This is a genomic window from Desulfomonile tiedjei DSM 6799 (assembly GCF_000266945.1).
In the GTDB taxonomy this organism is placed as follows: Bacteria; Desulfobacterota; Desulfomonilia; order Desulfomonilales; family Desulfomonilaceae; genus Desulfomonile; species Desulfomonile tiedjei.
On the sequence record NC_018025.1, the window covers coordinates 5,371,693 to 5,390,983 of the forward strand.

15 protein-coding genes are annotated in these 19,291 nt (G+C 50.8%); 10 read left to right on the forward strand and 5 right to left on the reverse strand.

Going from position 1 to position 19,291, the window contains the following annotated elements:
• Positions 1 to 131: 131 nt before the first annotated feature.
• Complete coding sequence (locus DESTI_RS23025) at positions 132 to 1,667, reverse strand: class I adenylate-forming enzyme family protein (RefSeq protein WP_014812381.1); 1,536 nt, start codon at positions 1,665 to 1,667, stop codon at positions 132 to 134.
• Positions 1,668 to 2,272: 605 nt separating this feature from the next.
• Positions 2,273 to 3,712 carry a sigma-54 interaction domain-containing protein gene (locus DESTI_RS23035; protein WP_014812383.1) on the reverse strand — a complete coding sequence of 480 codons (1,440 nt, stop codon included), beginning with the start codon at positions 3,710 to 3,712 and terminating at the stop codon, positions 2,273 to 2,275.
• Positions 3,713 to 3,941: 229 nt separating this feature from the next.
• On the opposite strand from DESTI_RS23035, the gene DESTI_RS23040 reads away from it, so the two are divergent.
• The 6 genes from DESTI_RS23040 to DESTI_RS23065 all read left to right on the forward strand — a co-directional run bounded on the left by DESTI_RS23040 (position 3,942) and on the right by DESTI_RS23065 (position 9,832).
• Positions 3,942 to 4,811, forward strand: coding sequence for an SDR family oxidoreductase (locus DESTI_RS23040; protein WP_014812384.1), 870 nt, complete (start codon positions 3,942 to 3,944; stop codon positions 4,809 to 4,811).
• A 140-nt stretch (positions 4,812 to 4,951) separates the two neighbouring features.
• A complete protein-coding gene (locus tag DESTI_RS23045) occupies positions 4,952 to 6,181 on the forward strand; it encodes an ABC transporter substrate-binding protein (protein ID WP_014812385.1) in 1,230 nt (409 codons plus the stop codon).
• A gap of 291 nt (positions 6,182 to 6,472) precedes the next feature.
• Positions 6,473 to 7,357 (forward strand): branched-chain amino acid ABC transporter permease, encoded by an 885-nt coding sequence (locus DESTI_RS30255; RefSeq protein ID WP_014812386.1) that lies wholly within the window; start codon positions 6,473 to 6,475, stop codon positions 7,355 to 7,357.
• Positions 7,358 to 7,366: 9 nt separating this feature from the next.
• Positions 7,367 to 8,344: a branched-chain amino acid ABC transporter permease gene (locus tag DESTI_RS30260; protein WP_083846858.1), complete on the forward strand. Its 978-nt coding sequence runs from the start codon at positions 7,367 to 7,369 to the stop codon at positions 8,342 to 8,344.
• A gap of 25 nt (positions 8,345 to 8,369) precedes the next feature.
• Positions 8,370 to 9,125 (forward strand): ABC transporter ATP-binding protein, encoded by a 756-nt coding sequence (locus tag DESTI_RS23060; protein ID WP_014812388.1) that lies wholly within the window; start codon positions 8,370 to 8,372, stop codon positions 9,123 to 9,125.
• Positions 9,126 to 9,127: 2 nt separating this feature from the next.
• A complete protein-coding gene (locus DESTI_RS23065) occupies positions 9,128 to 9,832 on the forward strand; it encodes an ABC transporter ATP-binding protein (protein WP_014812389.1) in 705 nt (234 codons plus the stop codon).
• A gap of 305 nt (positions 9,833 to 10,137) precedes the next feature.
• Here the strand turns inward: DESTI_RS23065 and DESTI_RS23070 are convergent, their stop codons facing one another.
• Positions 10,138 to 11,148: a Gfo/Idh/MocA family protein gene (locus tag DESTI_RS23070; RefSeq protein ID WP_014812390.1), complete on the reverse strand. Its 1,011-nt coding sequence runs from the start codon at positions 11,146 to 11,148 to the stop codon at positions 10,138 to 10,140.
• Between the two features lie 362 nt (positions 11,149 to 11,510).
• Between DESTI_RS23070 and DESTI_RS23075 the strand changes: the two genes are divergently transcribed.
• Both DESTI_RS23075 and DESTI_RS23080 read left to right on the forward strand, forming a co-directional pair.
• Positions 11,511 to 12,629 carry an ABC transporter substrate-binding protein gene (locus DESTI_RS23075; RefSeq protein WP_014812391.1) on the forward strand — a complete coding sequence of 373 codons (1,119 nt, stop codon included), beginning with the start codon at positions 11,511 to 11,513 and terminating at the stop codon, positions 12,627 to 12,629.
• Positions 12,630 to 12,734: 105 nt separating this feature from the next.
• The gene (locus DESTI_RS23080; RefSeq protein WP_041287514.1) at positions 12,735 to 13,595 is read left to right on the forward strand and encodes a branched-chain amino acid ABC transporter permease; all 861 of its coding nucleotides are present in this window, start codon (positions 12,735 to 12,737) and stop codon (positions 13,593 to 13,595) included.
• Positions 13,596 to 13,792: 197 nt separating this feature from the next.
• Here DESTI_RS23080 and DESTI_RS23085 read toward each other — a convergent pair whose 3' ends face one another.
• Positions 13,793 to 15,175 carry a metal transporter gene (locus DESTI_RS23085; RefSeq protein WP_157212251.1) on the reverse strand — a complete coding sequence of 461 codons (1,383 nt, stop codon included), beginning with the start codon at positions 15,173 to 15,175 and terminating at the stop codon, positions 13,793 to 13,795.
• A gap of 538 nt (positions 15,176 to 15,713) precedes the next feature.
• Here DESTI_RS23085 and DESTI_RS23090 point away from each other — a divergent pair.
• Positions 15,714 to 16,316 (forward strand): flavodoxin family protein, encoded by a 603-nt coding sequence (locus DESTI_RS23090; RefSeq protein WP_014812395.1) that lies wholly within the window; start codon positions 15,714 to 15,716, stop codon positions 16,314 to 16,316.
• Between the two features lie 22 nt (positions 16,317 to 16,338).
• Here the strand turns inward: DESTI_RS23090 and DESTI_RS23095 are convergent, their stop codons facing one another.
• Positions 16,339 to 16,734, reverse strand: coding sequence for an Ig-like domain-containing domain (locus DESTI_RS23095; RefSeq protein ID WP_041286432.1), 396 nt, complete (start codon positions 16,732 to 16,734; stop codon positions 16,339 to 16,341).
• 958 nt (positions 16,735 to 17,692) lie between these two features.
• Here DESTI_RS23095 and DESTI_RS23100 point away from each other — a divergent pair.
• Entirely contained in the window at positions 17,693 to 19,132 is a 1,440-nt protein-coding gene (locus tag DESTI_RS23100; RefSeq protein WP_014808019.1) for an IS1182 family transposase, read from the forward strand.
• Positions 19,133 to 19,291 lie beyond the last annotated feature (159 nt).

Below are 19,291 nucleotides of genomic sequence, written 5' to 3' on the forward strand. Positions count from 1 at the left end.
TTAAAAGCCGCTTAAAAAATTGTAGATGTCGCGTTCGAGAATGCGCTGACGGAAGCTTGAATGCGATCTCATACGAATACCCGTATAATCTGCGTTGCGCCGTGACCTGCCATTCCCGGCGTAGGTTGAAATCAAATCCGCGTCTCTCTTCCAGCCCAATACGGTTCCCGCATGACACGCTTCAACGTCTTTCCTGCTGTGCTTCTGGGAAAATCATCCATAATAACAACGGAGGATACTCGTTGATAACGAGCTTCTATGCGCTCGTTTATCCAATCCTTCAAATCTTCTTCGGCCACTGACGCTCTTTCGTTCAGGATTACCGCACACAAAGGCGTTTCTCCCCATTTTTCGTGGGGGATTCCAAAAACAGCTACCTCGCGGACCGCGGGATGCTGAACGGCTATTTCTTCTATATCCCTTGGATACACATTTATGCCTCCGGAAATTATGAGGTCCTTTTTCCGGTCCACGAGATAGAGAAATCCGTCTGCATCCATGTATCCCATGTCTCCACTATGGAGCCATCCATCAACAATAGCCTGAGCAGTCAGATCCGGTCGCTTGTAATAGCCGGGCATGAGAATAGGGCCTCGGCCTACGATTTCACCGACCTCGCCTGTGGGAACTGTCTGACCCTGTTCATTGACAATTTTCATCTCGAAAAAAGGAGGTGGAGTCCCAACAGATGCGGGTTTGTTCGGAAAGTCATACTTGTCGAGAATCGTCACGAAGCCTTCTGTAAGGCCGTAAAGTTCGTACAGCCGACCCGGGAGATGCCGATTCAGCTCGTCCTTGTGCTCCTTATGCAAAGGAGCCCCCAAGGAAAGGATCATTTCCAGCGAATCCAAGGCCTCAGCCGAAAAATTCTTTGCATGGAGCATCCCCACAACCTGGGAAGGCACCATCATGGTATGAGTCACCCGTTCCCGGCGAATAGCTTCAATGAACGTTTCCGGACTGAACATGGGCTGAAGGACGTACGTCGCCCCCAGATAGAAGCATGGCATCAACGTTACAAAAGCGCCGTTGAACACAATGGCTCCAGCATGAAGCACCACGCTTTCCGGAGTCATGCGATATGCAGATGCCATGTGGGTGCAATACATGCTCCGTACATAATGTGTATGCACTATTCCCTTGGGATCTCCAGTGGTTCCGCTCGTATACATGATGTTGAATACGTCGGAATCGTCGATTTCTATCCCTGTAGGATCGGTATCGGATTCAGCAGCGGTAACTGAGGCATAGTCTCGATAGCCCTCCATAGGATGGCCGCCGGTGACGAGATATCGGTCTTCCGGAATGTTCAAATCGCCTCTCACCGCATTGAGATGGCCCGTAAACCCCGGCTCGGTTATCACACAGACGGAATCGGAATTCGTGAGCATTGCGACGAGTCCCCTGCCGCGCGTCAAGGAACTGAGCGGTACCACAGCGGCTCCGATCTTCGCGACCGCCCAGTACGTCTCCAGCAGTTCCACTGAATTGGGAAGGATCGTGGCAATCTTCTCACCCTTGGATATGCCCATACTCAGGAAAGCACGTGCAAGTCTGTTGACGCGTTTGTTGAATTCGGTCCAGGTGAGACGCTGCTCTTCAAAAATCAGGGCGAGATGATTCGGACGACATTTGGCATGGCGAGTCGGCAGGGTTCCCAGATTCACGATTTCCCTCCTCTTTGGTCAAAAGATGACACAGATAGATCACACCTTCGGGATTGACTGTGGAGTGGGAGCAAATGCTGTGCCAAGCCTGTGAATTGAATTCGATGACGGTGCTGCTTCGCTGAGAAAAAACCATAAGTGTAGCAATTGCAAAAAATTCTGACGTTTATTCCATGCTCCAATACAAAGATACTAGTGGAGACCGGCGTCCTGAGGCTGTCTCGAAGGTCGAAATTCATTCCAGATCGTGGCACGAAGTTCTCATCATCCTCACGGCCTGATTGTAGGGGCGCCCCTCGTGGGTGCCCAAATAAAGGGTAAACACAAGGCCTACCCCTACAAAGATATCGAATCGTGGCACGATTTGTTGTGCATTCGAGAATATTGAGACAGTCTCTTCCCGCGGGCCCATTTTTTTGATATCATTGATTATATTGAACATGTGCCGGCACGGAGGCACGGCACCCACCAATATCCCTAATCTTCAATCGGACACTAATTCTAGCAATTGCCATAATCGCGCCTCGACACTTCGATTGCCTCGACAATAGCATTTTCCCGCACCCCACTCCACGTGTAGCTAAAAGGCTACATTCTCCCTGAGCCTACTCTTGCGGTAGATGATGTTTTTTCATTTTCTTGTAGAGCTGTGTCCTGTGAATTCCGAGAAGCCGCGCAGCTCGAGCCTTGTTATTTTTTGCCAGAGTCAGTGCCGAACGAAGAATATCTTCTTCGGCACGCAGGAGTGCCTCACGCAAATTAAGGTCTTTCGAAGCCGAAGTCACTTTTGGAAAGTTGGACAGGCGGAAGGGAAGATGTCGCGGTTCTATGGTATCCCCATCCAGGGAAGAAACGATCCGTTCCAGCACATTTGAGAGCTCCCGTACGTTTCCCGGCCAATCATGGTTTTGAAGCATAGTTTCGCTCCGTGCGTCGATTTTGATGTAGAGGCCGGGAGCATCGCCCAGGATTTGATCGAGCACATGACGCGCAAGAAGAATAATGTCCTCTCTGCGCTCTCGCAGAGCAGGCACGCGTAATGGAATAACGTTGAGCCTGTAGAACAAATCTCTCCTGAAACGCCGGTCATCGACCATTTGCTCAAGATTCTGATTTGTCGCGGCTATGAGCCGGAAATCCACGGGAATAACGGAATTTCCGCCGACGCGCTCAAATTCTTTTTCTTCCAACACCCGCAGGAGTTTTGGCTGCATGTCCAACGGGAGGTCTCCGATTTCATCGAGAAATACCGTTCCGTGATGCGCAAGCTCGAATTTACCAGGTTTGCCTTTCGATAAAGCACCAGTAAACGCTCCTTGTTCGTACCCGAACAGCTCGGATTCCATGAGATCTCGCGGTATGGCTGCGCAGTTGATCCGTACAAAGGGATGGAGTCGTCGAGCGCTGGCATGATGAATCGCCTGAGCGAACAACTCTTTGCCCGTACCGGATTCTCCCGTGATCAGGACAGGCAAATGCGTTGCTGCAGCTTTGAGAGCCTCTCTCTTCAATTCCCGCATGGGATCGCTCATGCCGATAATACTGTCCATGGTATAACGGGCGGACCTCAGGACCATGAGCTCGTGCTCGTACAGTTCCACTTTCGATTCCAGCATGGTGAGCTTTTTGGCGAGCTTGCTTACCTCCCGAACGTCCTTGAACATGACCTGACCGAATACAGCGATGACTTTTCCATCCCTTTTGATGGGGATACGCTGCACAACCATGTCATGACCTTTGATCCTGTGCGGATAGTTGATCTCAGGTCGTCCGGATTGGGCCACGAGATGCATACGCGAATTTTCGACAACCGCAGTACAGTGCTTGCCCAACTGATCGGCAGGTTCGACTCCGAGAAACTGCCCGTACGGCTTGTTGAAGTGGGTTACGAACCCTTCACTGTCCGTAACCATGATACCGTGGTAAATGTTGTCGATAATGAGTCTGAGCAGATCTATCTCACTCTGACGTCCCGCGTTCCCGGATAACGCGGACCGGTTTTCTGCAGTACGGGGTCTTCCGGTTCTTGGCCGTGGGGTCTGCATGGCGGCCTCCTGTATCCGATAGGCTACACGATGTAGGCAAATGGCTACAGTAACTCTATCGCCGTTTCAAATATTATGCAACGTGTACATTTGAATTGGGGGCACTGCTGAGGACAACCCCTCGGAACTCATCATAATCCTCCATGGCTTATGACTTGAAAGCGCAAACGTTCCCGCTTGGTATCGAACTTGCTTACACTGGAGATAATCCTGCCGAGGAGTTTTCTCTATGAAGATCGATCTTTCACAGCCGACCAGGGGCGGAATTACCGAGCCAAAAATAAAGTCAGAAGAGATCCTGATCTTACTCGATGACGATTTCAACAGCTCGAACGTGTGTATCGTTACCGGTGCAGCCAGTGGCATCGGAAGGGCAACTGCAGTTGCAGCCGCGGCAAACAACCTGACCACGGTGGGGCTGGACCTGAACGAGGAAGAAGGAAAACGGACTCAGCAGATGGCCAAGGAGAAAGGCGGCCGCATGGTCTTCCTCAAGACCGATCTCACCCGTGACGATGAAATTGAAGGAGCCGTCCAGGAAGCAGCCAAGCTTGGCTATATCAAGTTTCTCGTCAATATTGCTGGCTTTCAACATATCGATTCGATTGAAAATTTCCCTATGGAAAAATACGATCTCATGCAACGAATTATGCTAAGGGCGCCTTTCTTCCTGTCAAAGCTCTGCATCCCTCACATGAAGAAAGGCCCTTCCGGAACCGGCGTAATCGGAAACATGGCAAGCATTCATGCACATATCTGCACTGTGAACAAGCCGGTGTACAACATCACCAAATTTGGTCTCAGGGCATTATCGCAATCAATCTCTGCTGAGGGAAACGGCAAGATCAGATCGTTCACGGTAAGTACCGGATTCGTAAAGACGCCTTTAGTACTCAACCAGATTCCGTCTCAGGCCGAGCAACGGAGCATCTCACAGGAAGAGGTCGTGCACGACATCATGATGGGGAAATCGAGAGTAAAAGACATGATGGCTCCCATTGAAACAGCGAACCTCTTTATGTTCGGTTTTTCTCGATACGCACGGTATCTCGTGGGGGGGGATTTACTTTTTGATGGCGGCATAGTGCTCACTTACTAGTGTTACGTTCCCTGAAGTAAGAGCTTTTTTCGAAGAAATCAGTTGTTCGGAAGTATCAAGCGCTTTGTTTCGGGAACATGACACTAACCCATTTCCGACGATTAGCGGCGCAGGCTGCACAACGATCCAGGGAGGGTGTTATGAAGTGGAAAACCTTGGCTGCGGGCACAATGATTCTCTTCTTTTGCTTGGTAGGCGGAGTAATCACGGGTGAAAAGGCAACGGCCCAGGAGACGATTCGTCTGGGTTTTGTGGCTGACGTATCGGGAGTCGGTGCGACTTTCTACAAAGGCCAAAAGGCTGCCGTCGATCTCTTTATTGAAGAGATAAACGCTGCAGGCGGCGTGATGGGCAAAAAGCTGGAAGTAGTGGTGCGTGATGCTCAGCTTAAACCGGATATCGGGGCCAATATGGCTCGGGAACTCATCCTGAGCGAAAAATGTGACTTTCTCATCGGGCCTACGAGCAGCGCGGTTGCTCTTGCAGTTACAAAGGTAGCCAAAGAATTCAAGAAGATTGTGTACTTCCACACCTCTAATGCCGAGGCCCTCACCACGACGGATTTTCAGCCCTACATGTTTCAAGTAGTGCCGAATACCGGTATTGAAGGACGAGGAATAGCCAATTACATGGCGCAAAAGCCGTACAAAAAATACGGGTACATAGGGCCGGACTATGCGTATGGACACGATCAATTCAACGCATTCAAGGGTGAACTGGCCAAGCTGAAACCCGATGCGGAGATTGTTGAAGTGGTCTGGGTGAAGTTGGGCGAGACTAATTATTCTCCGTACATTCCCACGCTGATGGCAAAAAATCCGGAGGCCATTTTTAGCAGCCTGTGGGGCGGCGGCTTGAGCACGTTCATCAAGCAGGCAAAACCGTACGGTATATTTGGTAAAGCCGCTCTGTGCTCATTGTTCGACCTGGATATGCTTCGGGTTACCGGTCAGGACATGCCCGAAGGTTTGCTCGGATATGCGCGATGCCCCTTCTATGCGGTAGATAACCCTGAGATGAAGGCTTTCGTGAAGAAATATTACGACAAGAACCAGGAATGGCCTGCAGACTGGGCCATTATGGCGTATGACGGTCTCATCGCTCTCACCGAGGCCATTAAGAAAGCCAACAGCACCGATTCCGACAAGGTGGTGAAAGCTCTGGAGGGCATGAAGTTCAAATCCCTTCGAGGAGAACGCTACATCAGAGCTGAAGATCATATGGCGAACGTAGGGATTTACGTAGGGGTCACAACCAAGAGTCCTGACTACAAAGGCTTTCTCATCATGAAAGACGTCGTGGAAGTCCCTGCAGAAAAGATCTGGCTTCCCGTGGAACAGGTCAAGAAACTCCAGGAAGGCAAGAAGTAGCAGCCTGCAGGAAGTCTCATTGACTTTCCTGTGCGTTGTGCCAGTGCTCTCGGCAGGTCGGTGGGCGAGAGCAAGAAGGTCCGAACTTGATGCTGCAAAGCAGTCAAGCTGAAAGCGAATCGGCTTTTCCGAAGTCGCCGGGGGCTTCCATGATTCGGACCTTCGTTCCTCTTAAACGGAGATAGTCAATCCTTAGAAAAGGCTTTGCGGGAATATGCGTCTCGCGTGGGCGCCAATTTGCCACATCCTTATTTAAAACCACTCGTTTAAATTCCGGCCGGAAAAAACCTTATGAGCGCTCAATATTATCTGTTCATGCTGGTCAATGGGTTAACCCAGGGAATGCTCCTGTTCATCATCGCTTCAGGTCTTTCCCTGGTGTTCGGCGTGCTGAGGGTCATCAACTTCGCTCATGGATCGCTGTACATGATTGGGGCCTTTGTTGCGTATTCTCTGTCCACATTGCTGGCAGGGACGACCATGCTGAACTTTCTGTTGTTGCTCCTTATCGTTCCACCGGCCATAGCGCTCCTGGGCCTTCTCCTTGAGGTCTCCATGTTCCGGCGGGTCTACGGTGAGGAACATTTACTCCAGCTCCTGCTCACGTATGCATTGGTCCTGATTCTCGACAATGTTGTCCGGCTGATTTGGGGAGGCGACCCCCGAAACGTTTCGCGTCCGGATTTTCTCGCGGGATCGGTGGATTTCCTGGGAATGGCTTTGCCTAGCTATAATGTTTTTATCCTGATCGTCGGACCTGTAATTGCACTCGGTCTCTGGCTGCTGTTGTATCGAACCCGGGCGGGAAACGTCATTCGGGCAGCGGTTTCGTATCCCGATACGCTTGGGGCGCTTGGGGTCAATGTCTCATGGGTAATGACCGCGACCTTTATGTTGGGGTGCTGGTTGGCGGGCCTGGGAGGCGTTCTCATGGCCGCTCTGGCGAACATCGATCTCGGGATCGGCATGGAAAAGATCATCGAATGTTTCGCTGTGGTGGTCATTGGCGGCTTGGGCAGCGTTGGGGGGGCACTCCTCGGATCTCTTATCATTGGAGTTGGCGTCACCTTTTTCCAATTGCCACTTGGTCGGTGGGCTCTTGTATTTCCGTATTTCATGATGGCGCTCGTTTTGATCGTCAGGCCCTGGGGCCTGTTCGGAAGACCGGAACGGTAGCGGGGAACCATGAAAAACCAGGCTGCTCAAGCTTCATTCAAGACCGGCAACTGGATTGCCGGAGGAATTGTGACGGCGCTTCTTTTTGCACTCCCTTTCGTACTGGCGCAACTCGGTCGCACGGGTGAGTACTGGATCTGGGTTACCACTGAGATGATCATCAGTGCGCTGTTTGCCATGAGTCTCAACCTGATACTCGGGTACGGAGGCATGGTGAGCTTCGGGCACGCAGCATTTTTTGGTGTCGGGGCTTACACGGTGGCTCTCTTGATGAAGAAAGCGGGGGCGCCGCTATACCTTGCACTCTTGGCTGCACCGCTCGTATCGGCTTTTGCCGCGGCAATCATTGGCTGGTTCTGTGTCAGACTCATAGGGCTCTACTTTGCCATTCTCACTCTCGCTTTCGGTCAGCTTCTGTACATGGTGGCTTTTCAGTGGTACACGTTCACGGGCGGTGATGACGGCATCCACGGTGTTCCGCGACCCGAATTTCTCGGACCTGTAAACTATTATCTGTTGTGCCTGATACTTTTTCTCGTCTGTTTACTCATCATGCGAATGATTATCAACTCGTCCTTCGGTCTCAGCATTCGATCTATCCGGGAGAATATGGATCGAGCGAATTTCATCGGGATCAATGTCAAGAAATACCAGTGGATTAACTTCATCATAGCCGGAGCGTTTGCAGGACTGGCTGGCGGACTTCTCGCAGAGCTGAATCGTTTCGCACAAACAGAGTTTCTCCATTGGAGCAAATCCGCGGAACCGATTCTTGCGAGCCTTGTGGGAGGGATGTACTCCATACTTGGCCCGGCCATCGGCTCGACGGTTCTGATCTTCCTCAAAATTGTTCTCCAGCAGCTACACAAGAGTATGGTGGACCTGTGGGCAATAATTCTCGGAGGAATATTGCTTCTCGTGGTGCTTTTCGCTCCTGGGGGACTGGTCGGAATCTACCAAAGAATTTTCGGCAGAAGCGAATCTTGAGAAAGCGCAGCGGGTGAACTCGACCATGACCGATTACGTACTTCGGATTGAGCACTTGTCCAAGTCGTTTGAAGGAAGTCAGGTCTTCAACGATGTAAATTTTGCAGTGGAACAAGGCGAGCTGAGTTCCATAATCGGCCCGAATGGTGCAGGAAAGACCACGCTTTTTAATTTGATCACAGGGTATCATGTGCCGGATGCAGGGCAGGTGGTCTTTCGAGGTCAAAATCTTGTGGGTTTGCAGCCGTACGATATTGTTCGCCTCGGCATGGCACGGGCTTTCCAAAGAACAAACATCTTTCCTCGCATGACGGTTCTGGAAAACGTCGTGGCATCGGTGATCAGTCGTAACCAGGGTAATCTGGACATGGTCAAACCGGTGGATAGTCTGAGATCCGTGCATAAGAGAGCATTCGAAATTCTCGACAGCGTAGAGCTCGCTGACATGGCTCACCGGCAGAGCGGCATCCTTGCACACGGTAACCAGAAAAGGCTCGATATTGCTGTTGCTCTTGCTCTTGAGCCTGCGCTTCTCCTTCTGGACGAACCGACTCAGGGGATGAGTCCTGACGAACGATGGCAGACCGTAAACCTGGTGAAGCAATTGTGGGAAGATTTGAAGATAACTATGGTCTTTATCGAGCACGATATGGACATTGTCTTCGGTATTTCCCAGAAAGTGCGGGTGCTCTGTTACAAGTCACTTCTCGCGGAAGGAACCCCAAGCGAAATATCGGCCAATCGTCAGGTTATTGAGGCCTATTTGGGGGAAGAGGTCTAACCATGCTGCTTCAGGTCAAAGGAATCAACACGTATTACGGGTTAAGCCACATCCTTTTCGATGTGTCGCTGGAAGTGGACCGAGGTGAAGTGGTGGTCCTGCTCGGCAGGAACGGAGCGGGAAAAACTACGACCATGCGCAGTATCATGGGGTTGACTGCACCGAAGAACGGCACTGTCACGTACCACGACCAAGACATAACAGGGTTGTCTCCGTACAAAGTAGCGCGACTCGGCATGGGGTTTGTTCCCGAGGATCGCCGCATTTTTCCCGACCTAACAGTACGGGCAAATCTTGAAGTAGGATTGAAGAAATCCAGGAACAACGACAACAAGTGGACATTCGAAAGAGTTTTCGATCTGTTCCCGCGGCTGAAAGAACTCTCAAGGCGACGTGGAGGAACTCTGAGTGGCGGCGAACAGCAGATGCTTACCATTGCTCGGACACTCATGGGAAACCCCGATCTGCTGCTTCTGGATGAACCATCCGAAGGGCTGGCTCCTATTATCGTCAAATCGCTCGGTGAATTTATCGATCGCATCAAACAGGAAGGAATGACCGTGCTGCTGTCTGAACAGAACGTCAAGTTTTCCCTCAAACATTCCGACAGGGCGTACATCGTCGACAGCGGTCACATAAAGTATCAGGGGTCCATAAAAGACCTGGAAAAAGATGAAGACGTGAAGAAACGCTATCTGGCGGTATGATGTGCAGATTGGTAGTAGCAGTTGACATGATTTCTGAACATTGTTCTTTAAGAAAACGGTGGGGGTCGGCGTCCCTGCCGACCCGAACCAATTGATTTGTATTGAAAAACGTGCCGGCACGGAGGCACGGCACCCACCAATTGTCGAGAAGCGTTTTTCGCAATCGGACACTATTCTATAATTCGCTATAACTTGACCGGCCGAGCGGCTCGAAATCGACACCCACAGGTATGCATTCAGTTATTCGTGGGGAAAATTCCCCTTGCCCCTTACCCCCTTTATGAAACAATCTTGTGAACTTACTTCTATGTATCAGCGTCCGGCTTGACGAGTTCACCTGATCGCGAAATGGAAAGTGCCACGAGGTCCAGCGCCTGCATTGCCCACAACGCACGTTCTCCGTGGACAACAGGACATGAGGAACACTGCACGGCATTGAAAAAATCCTCTAACTCGCTCCGAAGCGGCTCGAGACGAGGCACTGAAATCTCTTCAGATCGTATGTCCCCCATGAGGCAAATACCCGACTCCATAGCAGGAAGCCGATCCGCTACATGCATGTGTAGTGTGTTGGCAATGGTATCGGCCACAAGGTACCGCCTGGGGGTAGTGACAGTTATGGTCCGCACTTTTTTCGGAGAACATTTTCCTGTCCAGAATGCTGCGGTGGCTCCATTACGAAACAGCATTCTCGCATTCGCCACATCGGTTTTGTCGGAAAAAACCGGTCTACCCGATGCGGTAATACTCTCAATGGGTGAATCTGCAATTTCAAGAGCCAAGTCAACATCGTGAATCATGAGATCGAAGAGCACGTCTGCATCGATGCAACGAGTCCCGTCAAAGGGAGCAAGTCTGCGACAATCGATGGAGATTATTTCTTCGCGTGCTTCGGCCAGTGTGCTCATCATTGCGATGACAGCCGGGTTGTATCGTTCCACATGTCCGACCATGAGAATGACGTCGGCTTTTCGGGCGATTTCGACGAGCTGCGATGCTGAAGCCGCATCATGGGCCAATGGTTTTTCCATCAAGACGTGCAGCCCGTGTTCCAGGCACACGGTTCCAAGCTCAAGATGGGTAACGGTGGGAGCAGCAATGCATACCGCGTCACTCTCTTTGAGAAGGTCGTTCAGATCGGTAAAACAGACGCATCCGTGGCGTGAGCTTATTTCCGCAGCTCTTGCAGGATCGGGATCGTAAATTCCGGCCAATGTAATTCTGGATGTCTGGGAAACGATTCTCGCATGATGTTGCCCCATGGTGCCCACGCCGATGACGCCGATTCTCAGATTGGCCCGGTTTTTGTCAGTCATTGATTCCACTCGTCGTTATGGTATGCTCAAGGCGTTCATTGTAGCGAATTTCTGAAACTCTTCTCAGACCAATTTGCATTCAAAATCCCCCCCATTCCCCCCTTTATAAAGGGGGGGTAGAGGGGATTTTCGTCCAACTTTGAAAGCAAATTGGTATCGGTCTGTGGAGCCGAACATACACCTCAGAAAATGTTTCGTCAAAGGATAAGCGTTTACTTTCCATTCGGGTTTTGTTTATATGATGACGCTTTGCGCGGACTTGCCGTTCGCGACTTGACATACCGCACATAGTGACTTTCGTCAGACCAATCTCCGGCCTGTTCTAAGAAGCCAGAGACAAAACTCTTTTACACGAGGTGAGCATGGGAAGGATACTGTTTGCGATTATGGCGCTTCTTATCGCTGCAGCTCCAGCAATTGCCGCGGATCCGATTGTTCTGGGCGCGTACTTGTCCATGACGGGAAATGTTGCCGCGTACGGAGGAATGGGCTGGGACGGCATTACCATTGCAAAAAAGATGGAGCCTGAAGTCCTGGGACGGCCGGTGGAAGTCAAACTTGTGGACACCAAGTCCGATAAAGTCGAGTCTGCAAATGCCGTATCCAGGCTCATAGAGAAAGAAAAAGTGGTTGCCATTATCGGAGAAATGATCTCCGGGAATACCCTCGCGGGCGCGGATCATGCCGAACGACGGAAAGTGCCCATGGTGAGCCCAACTGCTACGAATCCGCTGGTAACTCAGAATCGCAAGTACATCTTTCGGGTGTGCTTCATCGATACCGAACAGGGTGATGTTGGAGCCAAGGTAGCTGTCGACCAGTTCAAAGCCAAGACTGCGGCGCTGATCTACGACATTCAGCAAGACTATTCCGTCGGACTGGCCACCTTCTTTAAGAGAGAGTTCACGAAGGCCGGAGGAAAGATCGTTTCCGAAACGAGATTCAAGAGCGGCGACAGGGACTTCACTCCGCAATTGAGTAGCATTCAGGCCTCAAATCCGGACGTTATCTATGCCCCCATTTACTACACGGAAGCAGCGCTTCTCGCGAAGCAGGCCAGGGAAATGGGACTGAAGGCTCCGATTCTTGCAGGGGATGGAGTTCAAGCTCCAGAATTGATTGAACTGGGAGGACCCGCTGTAGAAGGGATCTATTTCACAACGCACTACCATAAGGATATGGTTGACAATCCGCGGGGAAAGAAGTGGCTTGAATTGTTCAAGCAGGAATACGGGAAGGAAGCCGACGCATTCACTGCAATGGGCGCTGATGCCTACTTCATTGTGCTCGACGCGATCAAAAGAGCAGGTTCCACCGATCCGCAGAAAATACGTGATGCTCTGGTGGAAACAAAAGATTTCGAAGGAGTGAGCGGCAAGATTACCATGAAGCCGAACGGCGATCCTATAAAAGCAATGGTGCTCAACAAAGTTCAGGATGGTAAATTTGTCTTCGTGAGAACAATACCTCCCCAGCAGTAGCACTCATATATCCGCTGATTCTCCGGGGAGCCTGGAATCGCAGCTCTCCCTGGAGATCGGTATTCGACAGGCAATCTCGTGGACGCCGGTTTCTTTGTACAACAAATGGTTTTCGGACTTACGCTGGGGTGCTTTTACGGGCTTCTGGCCATAGGATACACTATGGTGTACGGAGTCCTCCGCCTCATCAATTTCGCCCATGGCGATTTGCTCATGGTCTCGGCGTATATCGCTTACTTCGGCATCGTGGTTTTCTGCATTCCTTGGCCAGTGGGATTCGGTATTTCAGTGGTGCTGACAGCTCTTTTGGGTATCCTCATAGATCGTGGCGCTTACAGACCTCTTCGTCGCAGTCCGAAAATAAGCGCATTGATCACTGCCATAGGAATATCTTTTCTGCTGGAAAACCTCGCGCTCGTAATCATCGGAGGCCGTCCCAAAACCTTTCCCACGCCTTCCTGGTTCGAGGGAGCGATCTCATTTGCGGGTCTCTCTATTCCGCGGCTCTCCATCTGGGTGGTGTTGGTGACCGCAGCGCTGCTCATGATGTTGATGTGGATACTCCGGTATACAAGAATCGGCATGGCCATGAGAGCGCTTTCCAGGGACGTGGAAACCGTTCGGCTCATGGGGGTGGATGCGGACCGGGTGATCGCGTTTACCTTCGCACTGGGATCAGCCCTTGCGGCAGCCGGCGGGATCATGTGGTGCATGAAATATCCTGCGCTTGAGCCGTTCATGGGTGTCATTCCGGGCCTGAAAGCCTTTGTCGCTGCAGTCCTGGGAGGCATAGGCAATGTCATGGGGGCAGCTCTGGGAGGTCTGATCCTGGGGCTGGGAGAAATACTCATCGTGGCGATTTGGCCCGACTGGTCAGGTTACCGGGACGCTACCGCCTTTTCCATACTCATTATTATTCTTCTCACCCGCCCTACCGGCATAATGGGCGAAGATCTTCCTGACTGATCCCAATTTGCCATTAAGAAATACTGAAGGGACCTTCTTTGTAAAGGATATTTCCCCCCAAACCTTCCAGGAACTTTCTCTTTCGCTGGAATGCAATTTCCTGTAGGGAAATTGCATTCCAGCGAGTATTAAAAGTTCTTGAAGTGGGGTTCGGGGAGGAACTTCTTGCAAGAAGTTCCTCCCCGATTTCTTTGCTTTTAAGCCACTTTCTCGTGGGGTGATGAATGTGACATTTCCTTGTCCAGGTCCAGATGAAATCTCACCGGCCCGCGCTGTCCGTTTTGAAATCGTTTGTGCAAAGCGTACTCGGATTTCGGATCTGACCACGAGGTGAACATCGCGGCATGGCCTTTGGGAAATTCCGTCTTTTCTCCCGGAATGTAATCCAGAGGCGCCAATGCTGAAGGCGGTTCCACGAGCTTATCGTCTCTGCCGTAACAGATGAGCAGTTTTATGTTCTTCTCCGTGAGAGAATGCAAATTGAGCTTTTGTCCGAACAGCTCAAACGGCAAATCTCCCGATCGGGAAATGGGTTTGGAGTAAGAAATCTTACTCAATTCTGTTATCGCCAGCGGTAAATCTGTTCGATCGTATAATAGCCAATGACCGACTGCAGCCGTGGTCTTCGAAATCAGCTTGATCCCTTTCCGAATCTTCTCTTGAAACGTATCCAAATCCCGATAAAAAGAGACCAGCGGAAACTCGGACTCGATACTCTTCAGCTTATACACCCAGCTCATCACTTGCCCGTCAACGACCTTATTTCCGTTGGGCAACGTCTTCAACGAATAGCCGAGAGTACGGAAATCCCTGGGAATCTCATTCAGGAAACCCTTGAGGCCCGGGCTCCTGGTCCCATCGGCAGGGGATGCTGCAGTAATCAGAGCATCAACCAATCCGTCCAGCCGACCGGTTAAAATATCAGCGAGGAATATGAAACCGGCCTGACACACGCCATTCAGGGTCACCGGCTTTCCGTGGCGCTTCACGAGGATGCGAGCGAAATAACGAGTGTCCAGCGCATCATCCTCGCCAGTCATGGTCTGCACTGCAGGGTTTTCGTCTATATTCTTTATGATTCTCACATATGTCGGGATACCCTGGTTCGCAAAACTGTGGACATAGCTCTTTCCTTCTCCCGGCAGAAAAGCAAGGATATTTGGTCCCAGTACGTAAGGGTGAGCGATCATAACCGGTTTCATTGAGGGATCGACCTTTACTCCTCGAGCATTAGGTAGCACCTGGTACAGCTCCATACGTTCGGTTTCTGCTACTTTGACATATGCATCACTCTCGAGATGAAAGCCGTATTCTCTTCTGATATCTTTCACGGCTGCGGGCATGTCGATTACTTCCGTTCTCAGGGCCTGCATCAATTCACTGTAATAGGCGTTCACTGCATTGCCGTTGCCGTTAATTCCAAGACTCAAAGAAAGATAACGAAATAATTCCTTCGTGTGATAAGCCCACGCTTTTTCCATTACGGCTTCCCACGCAGCCATAGCACGATCTGTGCTCATTTTCACGAGTGAAGCGTAGCTCGCCGGATTACTCACTCGACCCGAGTTGAGCTTTTCCATTTCTTCTCGAAGAAAATAGCTATATGCAGTTAACCACGGATTTACAAAATCGCGGTTGGAATCAAGAACGCCTCTCCAGTATAAAGAGGCTGCATTTATACTGTTCAGAAAAGCCTCCCAATTCCGTATGGTTAGTTCGAGTGGTTTAAACAACAGACTAGTTAAAGGATACATCCTCCGTCTCCATCTCTGGGTGAAAACGCACCAATCCTAACGACTTACGTCGGATCAGCCCTGCGTTTTCAAATACATCAAGGTTGATTATACGATGTGCATCGAATCCCCGAAAAGGAAGATTAACAGCTCCCTTTCCTGTTTATATTAGACAATTAGTTCATGTTGGAGTTCGTACGAATACGGCTTCATCATGAACAAACGCAATCAAAATGCATTGAGATCCAAAGAAGAGAATGGCTTACTGAGCGTACGTACGGTGGAGTGCAGAAATCAAATCGCTTTGTACTCACAAAAATGCTGCTATAGTTGAAATTCGGAACTAAATTGTATCCGGTGCGAACAGACACTACGGGGCACACACATGAATCCAAACATACTGGCTATTCACGGCAGTCCAAGAAGACAAGGAAATACTTCGACGTTGCTGAAACGAGCAGTTGAAGGTGCAATGTCCATGGGAGCCAATGTTGAAGAAATAACCCTACGCGATCTCAAGATGTCTCCATGTCTTGAGATATACGGGTGTAAAGAACAGGGCAGGTGCGTCATACGGGACGATTTTCAGATGGTGTACGATAAGCTCATAAAATGCGACGGCCTGATGCTCGCGTCTCCTATCTTCTTCTACACTGTGTCCGCGCATACCAAAATATTCATGGACAGATGCCAGTCTCTCTGGGTGAAGAAATATTGGCTGGCTTCCGAAACAGCAGCAGCACCCAACTTTGAAAACAATCCCAAGAAAGCACTATTTATTTCAGTGGGAGCGACTCGCGGGAAAAAGCTCTTCGAAGGTACGCTGCTCACGGTCCGGTACTTTCTGGATACGCTCGACATGCAATTGTGGCGGAGTCTTCTATATCGTGGGCTCGATGGAGCTGGCGAGGTCCTCGGCTTTCCGGAATATTTGGATGAAGCCTACAATTCCGGAGCAGACCTGTGCCGGGCCTTAAAGCAGAAGTGAACCTCAGGATTGGAAGAAAACATCATTTCGTCTGAAACACCAGGAGATAAGGAATAGCCGGTTTTCCGTCAGTATCTTTGAAATTCGTGAGTTTTCCCGTGTTAATCCATACAACGTATGTTTTTCCAGGCTCGAGTTCCACGTCGACAACACAAGTTTTGGGATCGATATAACGTGGTTGTCCGATGATTTTCGGAAACGAATCAGCCGAAACCTGTCCCCAGGACCAACTTCGATCAAGCATATCCTTGCTGAACGTTACCGAAATCTGCTTAGTCGCTGCTGCATCGACACCAATTTCACCGCACTGAGGACTTGTCTTTACCACTGACGGAGGAAATTCCCGAACAGACTGTCCCTGAGCGAACGAGAAAATAGGTAAAAGAAGGAAAACACAGACGAATACAGCCCTCTTCATTGAAACGATCTCCTCATCGGATTGAAGCACCCACACAATGGAGCAAGCGCGAATTCCGGTCGATTATAACCTATCGGCAAACAGCCGGTCCGCAAGGCGCAGGAGCACACGCGGGCGGCGGGGGACACGGCGCAGGGGGAGTGCACCTATAATCAGCGGCGGTTGGAGCAAACCAACTGCACACCACTATAGCACACGGCGGCGGTCCGACCATTTTCCTCGGGTAGCATTTCACCGGAGGGGGGCAAGGACCGCAGTGTGGTGGGGGAGGTGGAGCAGCGCATATAGGCGGCGGAGGAGGCGCATAGGATATGGGGGTGAGCTCGCACGGTCCAAGTGACGTAGAATAAGCGGAACTGTTCAACGGAAAAGCGAAAATGACCATACCCAAAGCAATAAGCATTACAGCATAACGCCGCATATTCAACTCCCGTGACCCGATGGGCCAGGTTTTCTTCCAAAATCTTTAGACAGACGAATACCATGACAATACTAAATGACTAGCCTGCGGTCAAGCATTTTCATTATCCGGCAAGCAAATAGTGAGAATATGCTTAAAAGAGTTACGTTAACATACTGGTTTAATATGTGATGTTCCGTCATGCATACTGGATAGTTTTTTGCGAATGGATTATATCATCAGCTCAACTATTGGCGCTCGTGTGGCAGAGACGTGCCGGCTGGAGCCCCAACGGGGCGATACAAATGGTAGCCATGGGTGCAACCCATGGAGAGAATTATAGCCAAAACCGAGCAGTGAGGACCCTGGCGGGGTCGACCACCGTTCAACTTGAACTCAGATGGGCGCAATCGTGGACCCCTTTCAGGGTCCAAGCCTTTATAATGTGGCGCCGCTGCCCCACGGGTTTGCGAAACTGTCTCAAAACTCCATTTTGGGCTCGCGATTTGCCAAGAGATGTACTAGAAAGGAGAGGAATTCAACAACCACGAGGCTGTCATGGGCAAACAGATCCGGGCCGATTACGAACAGATCTTGATGTTTCCGCCGTCAGTGGAAGACTGGGTGGCTAAGGATCACCCGGCGCGCTTTATCCGAGATTTCGTGGATTCCTTGGATCTGTCCGAGTTGGGAATCGAGGTTCCCGACAGCGATACAGGACGTCCTCCGTATGCGCCAGATCTTCTGTTGAAGGTGTGGCTTTTCGGATACTTCAATCGGATCAGGAGTACCCGTAAGCTTGAGAAGGGTTGCCTTGAGAATATGGGGCTGATTTGGCTGACGGGGATGAATGCTCCGGATCATAATTCCTTATGGCGATTCTTCAAGGCGAACAAGAAATCATTGAGGCATCTGTTCAGACAGTCGATTCGTGTTGCTCTGAAGGCCGATCTGATCGGTCTAGCTCTTCATGCCGTGGACGGGACCAAGATCCAAGCCGTCTCATCCAACGACAAGGCTCGGGGTCGTGAGCACCTGGAGAGGTTTCTGGAAAGTGTTTCGGAGAGATTGGACCGCACGATTGCCGATGCGATGACTGAGATAGAGAGAGCCGAGCGGGAAGAGACCGGTGAGTATCGCCTTCCGCAGTCCATGCAAGACGGATTGAAACGGAAACAGCGGATACAAGAGGCTCTGAAGGAGTTGGATGAATCGGACAAGAAGTCAGTTCACCCTTCGGAACCGGAAGCTCGCTTTATGAAGAATCGCCGGACCAAAGACTTGTCGTACAACGCTCAGGCGGTTGCCGACCAAAAGAGCGGCCTTATCGTGGCCGCAGATGTGGTCACGGATGGGGCCGACAACGGGCAATTGGTCCCCATGCTCGACAAGGTGAAAGAGAATCTGGGCGCTGTGGCAGAGGAAAATGTGGCGGACGGGGGATATTTTTCCTCAGGGCAGATAGGTCTGGCCCATGAGCGAGAATACGGCATTCTTATCGGGAAATCGTCAGGGGAAATTGTTTCCGAGAGAGGTGCGGATGAGGATCTCTATCACCGATCCCGGTTCGTCTTTGATCAGGAGCGTGATTGCTTCATATGCCCTGAAGGGCGCTTGTTGCCTTTTCATCAGCGGAAAATTAACGGCAAGAACCACAATGAGGTTCGCAGGTATCACTGCAAGGATTTTCTAACGTGTCCCAATCGCTGGAAATGCTCCAAGAGCAAGAACGGACGCCTCATAGACCTCAGCGTTTACGAGGCGGCCCTAGAACGACACCGCAGCAAGAGGGAAAAACCAGAGAACAAAGAGCGCCTGAAGACTCGAAAGAAGATTATCGAGCCACCGTTTGCCTGGATCAAGAGCGCATTAAGCTTTCGGCGATGGACCGTGGCCGGAATCGACAACGTAAAGGCCCAGTGGGACCTTATTTGCACGACCATAAATCTCAGGAAGCTCTACCACCATTGGGTATCCGGCGAGGTGGCATTCACGTAAGCAGCCGGAGGGAGACCATGACCTTATAACGGACAGTACACTCGGATCGAACCTCGCCTGATCTTCACTTGACGGGACTGCTTTTTTCCCAGAAGCAGGTCCTCCCGTCCGGCTTGCGTGATTCGCCGCAGTGCGCAGGTTTTGAGACGCTTTCTTGCA

Bases quoted from the DNA above. Each gene is read 5' to 3' on its own strand.
- DESTI_RS23035 (WP_014812383.1), bottom strand. From the start codon at position 3,712: ATGCAGACCCCACGGCCAAGAACCGGAAGACCCCGTACTGCAGAAAAC.
- DESTI_RS23040 (WP_014812384.1), top strand. From the start codon at position 3,942: ATGAAGATCGATCTTTCACAGCCGACCAGGGGCGGAATTACCGAGCCA.
- DESTI_RS23045 (WP_014812385.1), top strand. From the start codon at position 4,952: ATGAAGTGGAAAACCTTGGCTGCGGGCACAATGATTCTCTTCTTTTGC.
- DESTI_RS30255 (WP_014812386.1), top strand. From the start codon at position 6,473: ATGAGCGCTCAATATTATCTGTTCATGCTGGTCAATGGGTTAACCCAG.
- DESTI_RS30260 (WP_083846858.1), top strand. From the start codon at position 7,367: ATGAAAAACCAGGCTGCTCAAGCTTCATTCAAGACCGGCAACTGGATT.
- DESTI_RS23060 (WP_014812388.1), top strand. From the start codon at position 8,370: ATGACCGATTACGTACTTCGGATTGAGCACTTGTCCAAGTCGTTTGAA.
- DESTI_RS23065 (WP_014812389.1), top strand. From the start codon at position 9,128: ATGCTGCTTCAGGTCAAAGGAATCAACACGTATTACGGGTTAAGCCAC.
- DESTI_RS23070 (WP_014812390.1), bottom strand. From the start codon at position 11,148: ATGACTGACAAAAACCGGGCCAATCTGAGAATCGGCGTCATCGGCGTG.
- DESTI_RS23075 (WP_014812391.1), top strand. From the start codon at position 11,511: ATGGGAAGGATACTGTTTGCGATTATGGCGCTTCTTATCGCTGCAGCT.
- DESTI_RS23080 (WP_041287514.1), top strand. From the start codon at position 12,735: ATGGTTTTCGGACTTACGCTGGGGTGCTTTTACGGGCTTCTGGCCATA.
- DESTI_RS23085 (WP_157212251.1), bottom strand. From the start codon at position 15,175: ATGGAAAAGCTCAACTCGGGTCGAGTGAGTAATCCGGCGAGCTACGCT.
- DESTI_RS23090 (WP_014812395.1), top strand. From the start codon at position 15,714: ATGAATCCAAACATACTGGCTATTCACGGCAGTCCAAGAAGACAAGGA.
- DESTI_RS23095 (WP_041286432.1), bottom strand. From the start codon at position 16,734: ATGAAGAGGGCTGTATTCGTCTGTGTTTTCCTTCTTTTACCTATTTTC.
- DESTI_RS23100 (WP_014808019.1), top strand. From the start codon at position 17,693: ATGGGCAAACAGATCCGGGCCGATTACGAACAGATCTTGATGTTTCCG.